The following is a 6,868-nucleotide window of genomic DNA, read 5'->3' as shown; positions in this document are numbered from 1 at the left end:
ACGACGGACAACGCGCCGGCCGAGGCCCAGTCGATTGACCAGACCCAGACGGCAGCGATCGTCGTCCCCGAAGCCATCAATCCGGCCTCGCTCTCCAAGGCGGCGACGGAGGGTGATCCGCTGGCGCTGTTCGAGATCGGTGCGCGCTATACGGACGGTCGCGGTGTTGCGACGGATCTTGCGGAAGCCGCCCGCTGGTACGAGCTTTCCGCCGCGCGTGGCTTTGCACCGGCGGAATATCGCCTCGCCAACCTCTATGAAAAGGGCCAGGGCGTCGAGCGGGACCTCGCCCGCGCCCGTCAACTGTACGAAATCGCTGCCAACAAGGGCAATGCGAGCGCCATGCATAATCTCGCTGTCCTGCTCGCAACGGGTGTCGGCACGGCGCAGCCGGATTTCGACGGCGCCGCGAAGTGGTTCCAGAAAGCGTCAGAATTCGGCGTGCGCGACAGCCAGTTCAACCTTGCCATCCTCTATGCACGCGGCAACGGCGTGAAGCAGGACCTCGAGGAATCCTACAAGTGGTTCGCTATCGCCGCCCGCGACGGCGACAAGGATGCGGCCGAGAAGCGCGACGAGGTGGCGAACGCCATGCGTCCGGAACAGCTGATGAGCGCTAAGGCGGAGATGGAACTCTGGAAGCCGCAGCCGCTCGACGAGAAGACCAATTCCGCCGACCTGCCCGACGAATGGGTCGGCAAACCGACGAAGACCGCCAGCGTCGACATGAAGAAGGCGATCCGCAACATCCAGGCGATCCTCAACAACAATGGCTTCAATGCCGGCACGCCGGACGGCGCGATGGGCAAGAAGACGGTCGCCGCGATCAAGTCCTTCCAGAAGTCGGTCGGCCAGACGGAAACCGGCGAGATCGACGACGCGCTGGTGACGGAGTTGTTGAAGCGCAACAAGCAGCCGAGCTGATCGGTCACATGCCGGGAACCCGCGTAAGCGGGTTCTCTGGTTGACTTGAGCACACCCGCACGGGCATCACGCTCACCACAGCACCGCGCGTCGTTAATGATGCGCAAAGGTCGCTGTGGCATTTTGTATGCGCTGCACGCCTTATCCTTAAATCGGCCCTGATTTCGGGAATTATGCAGTAGAAAAATTATGTGTCGCTCCAAGATGATACGCGTCCGTCAGACGTCTTATCCTAGAGGGCGGCAACGGCGCGCCACATTGGCTGCGCCGATTGACCGATCCTTGCGCGATGCAAGGCGCGACCGGCCGATGGAGGGGGCCTCCCTTCCCGCGGCGCGGCGCTTCCGTGCATCCGCAGCTTGCCGATGGAGTGTCTCGTCGGGAGGTAACGAAGGTGAATGCGACTGCGAGAATAAGCCCGCTTATGCGGGGAAAATTGCCGATCGGGGTATCGTTGTGACTGTTTATCTGCCCATCGCAGAGCTCTCGGTGAATATCTTCATTATTCTCGGCATGGGCGCGGCCGTCGGTTTCCTGTCCGGCATGTTCGGCGTCGGCGGCGGCTTCCTGATCACGCCGCTGCTGATCTTCTACAACATCCCTCCGATCGTCGCCGTTGCGACCGGCGCCAACCAGGTCGTCGCCTCGTCGGTATCCGGCGCGCTCTCGCATTTCCGGCGCGGCACGCTCGACATCAAGCTCGGCACCGTGCTGCTTGCGGGCGGCCTTGCGGGCGCCACCGTCGGCATATGGATCTTCGCCCTGCTGCGCCGCGTCGGCCAGCTCGACCTCGTCATCTCGCTGCTCTATGTCGTGCTGCTCGGCACCGTCGGGACGCTGATGCTGCTTGAAAGCATCCGGGCGCTGCGCCGCGCGGCCACCAACCAGCCGGTGTCGCTGCGCCGCCCCGGCCAACACAGCTGGGTGCACCGCCTGCCGCTGAAGATGCGCTTCAAGAAGTCGAAGATCTATCTCAGCGTCATTCCGGTGATCGGCCTCGGCTTCGGCATCGGCATCCTCACCTCCATCATGGGTGTCGGCGGCGGCTTCATCATGGTGCCGGCGATGATCTACCTGCTGCGCATCCCGACCAATGTCGTCGTCGGCACCTCGCTGTTCCAGATCATCTTCGTCACCGCCTACACGACGATCGTGCAGGCGACGACGAACTATTCGGTCGACATCGTTCTGGCCTTCATCCTGATGGTGGCGGGCGTGATCGGCGCGCAATATGGCGTGCGGGTCGGCCAGAGGTTGCGCGGCGAACAGCTGCGAGCGCTGTTGGCGCTGTTGGTTCTGGCCGTCGGCGCCCGTCTTGCGGTCGATCTTGTCGTCACGCCGCGGGATCTCTACTCCGTCGTCAGCGAGGGGGTCTATCGATGAGAACGATAGCCGCCCTCCTGCTGGCGCTTGGTCTTGCCTTTCCCGCCGCCGCGCAGGTGCTGGAAGACAGGCCGGTGGAGTTTCCCGAAAAGCTCGAAATCGGCATTTCGACGGACGAGATCGCCATTTCCTCGGATTTCCGCGGTGCCGACCTGACGATCTTCGGGGCGATCGAAAACTATGATCCCGCCCTGCTGGCTCAGGGCAAGTACGACATCGTCGTGGCGCTCGAAGGGCCGAAGGACAATAATACGGTTCGCGTGAAGGAGCGTGTCTTCGGCATCTGGGTCAACCGCCGCTCGATGACCTTCGAGCTGGTGCCGGAATCCTATTCGCTGTCGAGCACGCGCGATGTCGAGACGATCGCCGAGCCCGCCATGCTGAACGGCGTCGGGGTCGGCATCCAGCATATCCGCCTGTCGCCGGTCGGCTATCTCGGCGACGGCAGCAACCTCACCGAATTCCGCGACGCGTTCCGGCGGCTGAAGGAGAGCGGCGGGTTCTACCAGAAGGATCCGGGCGGCGTGCAGTTCATCAGCGCCAGCCTGTTCAAGGCGACGGTGCGGCTGCCGGCGAGCGTGCCGAACGGCACGCATGTCGTGCGTGCGCATCTCTTCCGTGATGGCGTGTTCATCGCCGAGAAGGCGCTGCCCCTGCGCGTGATGAAGACCGGCATCGAGCAGATGATCTCCAATGCCGCCTACAACAATTCGCTCGCCTATGGCGCCTTTTCCGTCTTTCTCGCCCTTCTTACAGGCTGGCTCGCCAGCGTCGTCTACCGCAAGGATTGAGGTCAGGAACGGTAGACGAGCACCGGGATGGTCGAGTGGCTGAGCACCTTGGTGGTGACGCTGCCCATCAGGAAGGCGCCGATGCCCCGCCGGCCGTGCGAGGCCATGGCGATGAGGTCGCAGCCGCGCTCCGTGGCCGTATCGATGATCGCCTGCCAGGCATCACCCGCCGTCACCTGCACCGTCGCCGCCGAAACGCCCGCCGTGACGGCCCTGTCTTCCGCCGAGCCAAGAATGCGCAGGCCCTCCTGGCGCACCTGTTCCTCGTATTCCGCCCGCACGTTGATCACCTTGTCCGGCGTGATCGGCAGGATGTGCAGCGGCTCGGCCACCGTCATGACCGACACTTTCGCACCAAGCGCTTTGGCAAGCTGAAGCGCCTGCTCGACGGCGGCCGAGGACAGTTCCGAACCGTCCGTCGGAACGAGAATATGCTTGTACATGACACGATCTCCTTTTTGCCCAATCTAGGGTGCGAACCGGCTGTGGCCTTGATGGAAATCAACAGGCGGGCATCCGTCAAGCCGGCGCCGTCGATTTGACGCCGCGCGCGACGGTCGCCGCGTAGGCGGCCTGCAATTCTCCGAAGACCGAGCGGGCCGGCGGCGGGCTGCCCATATGGATGGCACGCAGCTCCTCCATGAAGGCGTCCCACATCTCCGGGCCGCCATCCTCCAGCAGTTCCGCGCGGATCGACAGGTCCTCCGTCACCGGCAGGAAGCGCCGGCCCCAGGCGCCCATCATGGCGAAGACCGGCACCAGCGCGATGCCCATTTCGGTGAGGCTGTAGAGCGCCTTCTGCTTGTGGCTCGGATCGTCTGCCTTGCTGATCAGGCCTTCGTCGACAAGACGGCGCAGCCGGTCCGCGAGAATGTTCGAAGCAATACCTTCTTCCGATTTCGTCAGCAGTTCGCGAAAATGGCGGCGGTTGCCGAACATCATGTCGCGCAGAATGATCAGGCTCCAGCGGTCGCCGAGGATTTCAAGTGTCAGGTTGATCGGGCAGCCGGAACGGTGGGCGTCTTTCATCAGGATCTCCAAAACTGCTTGCAGAGTACAATCGGTTTTGCTATCTATCAACCAGTTGCAAATCGCAACTGGTTAGAAAAGCGGCACCACCACGGAGGAAATGGAGATGGCAAAGGTAATCGTCTGGAACCTCGTGACGCTCGACGGCTTCTTCGAGGGCGAGAAGAAATGGGACCTCGACTTTCATAACCGGGCCTGGGGACCGGAGCTGGAAAAGCTCAGCAGCGACTTCGGCGCTTCCGCCAGCCTGCTCGTCTTCGGCCGTGTCACCTATGAGGGCATGAAGGCCTACTGGACGACGGCGGAGGACGAGGGTGAGGTGAAGGCCTACATGAATGCCCTGCCGAAACTTGTTGCCTCGCGCACGATCGTGTCGTCCGATTGGAACAACACCGAAATGACGGCCGACATTGTCGGCGAGATCACGAGGCGCAAGCAGGCGCTCGACAAGACGATCTACGTCTTTGGCAGCGCCGACCTGACGGATTCGCTCCTGAAGGCCGGGCTCGTCGACGAGGTGATGCTGGCGATCGTGCCGGTGCAGCTCGGCAAGGGCACGCCCTTCTTCAAGGAGGGCGCGCGGCGGGATTTCGATCTGGTCGAGGCCAAGCCGCTTTCGAATGGTGCAATTCTCGCACGCTATGCGCCGGCTGCGGCCTGATAAACATTTCTTGAAGAGATGTGTTGAAACAAACCACGGTGTTGACCCCTTGCGGCGCTAAGGCGGGTTGCGGACGCGGCCCGTCGTCTCGTTTGCGATCGAACAAGGGAAACCACCATGCGCACGAACATACGTCTCGCAGGAACCATGCTCGCCGCCACACTTCTGGCTGCTCCGGCTTTCGCCCAGACGGCAAAGACGGCCGAAACCGAAAATGCCAACGCGCCTGACCAGAAGCCGGCCTTCGAAAACCAGACCCGCGCGGCTCTTCCCGATGCGGTGCCTGAGATCAGCGTCGATGTCGTGGCGGAAGGCCTGCCGCATCTTTGGGCCATGGAATTCCTGCCCGACGGCCGCATCCTCGTGACGACGAAGGAAGGCGCCATGCATGTCGTCTCGCAGGAAAACGGCGAGGCAAGTCCGCCGATCGAGGGCGTTCCAGCGGTCATGTCCGAAGGGCAGGGCGGCCTGCTCGACGTGGCGCTGGCCCCCGATTTCGAAAGCTCCAACCGCATCTACGTCTCCTTCTCCGAACCGCGCGAGGGCGGCAACGGCACGTCGGTCGCCTCAGCGCGGCTGACAGAAGAGGATGGCAAGCTGGCACTCCAGGACGTGAAGGTGATCTTCCAGCAGATGCCGACCTATGACGGCGACAAGCACTTTGGCTCACGGCTGGTTTTCGGCCCGGAAGGGCAGCTCTACGTGACCGTCGGCGAGCGCTCGGACCGCGAGACGCGTGTCGGAGCACAGGATCTCGGCAGCGGCTTCGGCAAGGTTTTCCGTATCGACGCGGAGGGCAAGGCGCTTTCCGACAATCCCTTTGCCAAGCAGGACGGCGCGTTGCCGGAAATCTGGAGCTATGGCCACCGTAACCTGCAGGCCGCCACGCTGGATGGCCAGGGCCGCCTGTGGACCGTCGAGCATGGGCCGAAGGGTGGCGACGAGCTGAACCGCCCGGAGGCGGGCAAGAACTACGGCTGGCCGAAGGTGACCTATGGCATCGAATATAGCGGCAGCCCGGTCGGCGAGGGCATCACCACGCTGCAGGGCACGGAACAGCCGGTTTATTACTGGGACCCGGTAATCGGCCCCTCCGGCATGGCCTTTTATAACGGCGACGCCATTCCGGAATGGAAGGGCGCCTTCCTGATCGGCGGCCTCGTCAGCCAGGGCCTCGTCGTCTTGCACATGGAGGGCGACAAGGTGGCCCGCGAGGAACGCGTGCCGCTCGACGCCCGCATCCGCGACGTGAAGGTCGCGCCGGACGGCACCGTCTTTGCGGTGACGGAAGGGCGAGGCGGCGGGGAATCGACGATCCTCAGGCTGGTGAAGGCAAGTTAGCGCCGGGAAGCAATCAACCGCGCAGGTTCGCGAAGCGCACCGAATAGATGCGGTCGCGACCGAGCATGTGGGCGATGAGGTTTGGCCGGTCGAAGAGGCCGATCATCGCCTTGTGGCGCAGATCGAGGCCGCCGGTCATCAGACCGAAGGCGGGCATCAGCATCCGCTTCCCATCGGTTGCAAAGCAGGGGCGGCGCACCGCCTTCTCGCGGCGGACGACGGTGGCGGCCGGATGCAGGTGCCCGGCGATCTCGCCGGCGGGGGAAATCAGCGACGGCTCGTGGCGGAAGGCGAGGCCGGCATAGTGCAGTTCGTCGGCGGATTGGCCGGGCAGGTCCACAGTGCCGTCCGGATCATGGTTGCCGTTGATCCAGATCCAGTCGCGCCCGCGCGCAAGGTCGGTGATCTTGCTGCGGAAAATCTCCGGAAGATGGGCGGAGCCGACACGGTCATGGAAATTATCACCGAGGCTGACGACGATTGCCGGATCGTGCCGGGCGATGACGGCTTCGAGAACCGTCAGCGTGGCGAGCGTATCGTAGGGCGGCAGCATCATGCCGCGGCGCGCGAAGGCGGCACCCTTTTCCAGGTGCAGGTCGGAGACGACCAGCAGCCGGGTTTCCGGCAGATAGAGCGCGCCGAGCGGATCGCACACGGCCTCGACGCCGGCAACGACGGTGCGCGCCGAGACGGCGCCGAAATCCTGCATGTCCATCGATGCCAGAGCCAACCTCTGCAT

The 6,868-nt window shown here is 63.6% G+C and carries 8 protein-coding genes; 5 read left to right on the top strand and 3 right to left on the bottom strand.

The window, feature by feature from the left end; genetic code table 11:
• The 3 genes from ACT6VE_RS24645 to ACT6VE_RS24635 all read left to right on the top strand — a co-directional run.
• The coding region (locus ACT6VE_RS24645) for a peptidoglycan-binding protein (protein WP_444800988.1) at positions 1-924 on the top strand (924 nt) is incomplete at its 5' end.
• Positions 925-1,380: 456 nt separating this feature from the next.
• The gene (locus ACT6VE_RS24640; protein ID WP_444800987.1) at positions 1,381-2,307 is read left to right on the top strand and encodes a sulfite exporter TauE/SafE family protein; all 927 of its coding nucleotides are present in this window, start codon (positions 1,381-1,383) and stop codon (positions 2,305-2,307) included.
• Complete coding sequence (locus ACT6VE_RS24635; RefSeq protein ID WP_444800986.1) at positions 2,304-3,098, top strand: TIGR02186 family protein; 795 nt, start codon at positions 2,304-2,306, stop codon at positions 3,096-3,098. Before ACT6VE_RS24640 ends, ACT6VE_RS24635 begins: the two co-directional genes overlap by 4 nt.
• Positions 3,099-3,100: 2 nt before the next feature.
• Here the strand turns inward: ACT6VE_RS24635 and ACT6VE_RS24630 are convergent, their stop codons facing one another.
• Positions 3,101-3,541 carry a universal stress protein gene (locus ACT6VE_RS24630; protein ID WP_444800985.1) on the bottom strand — a complete coding sequence of 147 codons (441 nt, stop codon included), beginning with the start codon at positions 3,539-3,541 and terminating at the stop codon, positions 3,101-3,103.
• 76 nt (positions 3,542-3,617) lie between these two features.
• The gene (locus ACT6VE_RS24625) at positions 3,618-4,127 is read right to left on the bottom strand and encodes a winged helix-turn-helix transcriptional regulator (protein WP_444800984.1); all 510 of its coding nucleotides are present in this window, start codon (positions 4,125-4,127) and stop codon (positions 3,618-3,620) included.
• A gap of 106 nt (positions 4,128-4,233) precedes the next feature.
• On the opposite strand from ACT6VE_RS24625, the gene ACT6VE_RS24620 reads away from it, so the two are divergent.
• Both ACT6VE_RS24620 and ACT6VE_RS24615 read left to right on the top strand, forming a co-directional pair.
• Positions 4,234-4,788 (top strand): dihydrofolate reductase family protein, encoded by a 555-nt coding sequence (locus ACT6VE_RS24620; RefSeq protein WP_444800983.1) that lies wholly within the window; start codon positions 4,234-4,236, stop codon positions 4,786-4,788.
• 117 nt (positions 4,789-4,905) lie between these two features.
• Positions 4,906-6,129 (top strand): PQQ-dependent sugar dehydrogenase, encoded by a 1,224-nt coding sequence (locus ACT6VE_RS24615; RefSeq protein ID WP_444800982.1) that lies wholly within the window; start codon positions 4,906-4,908, stop codon positions 6,127-6,129.
• 13 nt (positions 6,130-6,142) lie between these two features.
• On the opposite strand, the gene pdeM is transcribed toward ACT6VE_RS24615, so the two are convergent.
• A complete protein-coding gene (gene pdeM, locus ACT6VE_RS24610) occupies positions 6,143-6,868 on the bottom strand; it encodes a ligase-associated DNA damage response endonuclease PdeM (protein WP_444800981.1) in 726 nt (241 codons plus the stop codon).

This window comes from Shinella sp., assembly GCF_052438155.1.
GTDB lineage: Bacteria > Pseudomonadota > Alphaproteobacteria > Rhizobiales > Rhizobiaceae > Shinella.
The sequence above is the reverse complement of the archived record's forward strand: the minus strand, read 5'-3'. Positions and strand labels throughout refer to the sequence as shown.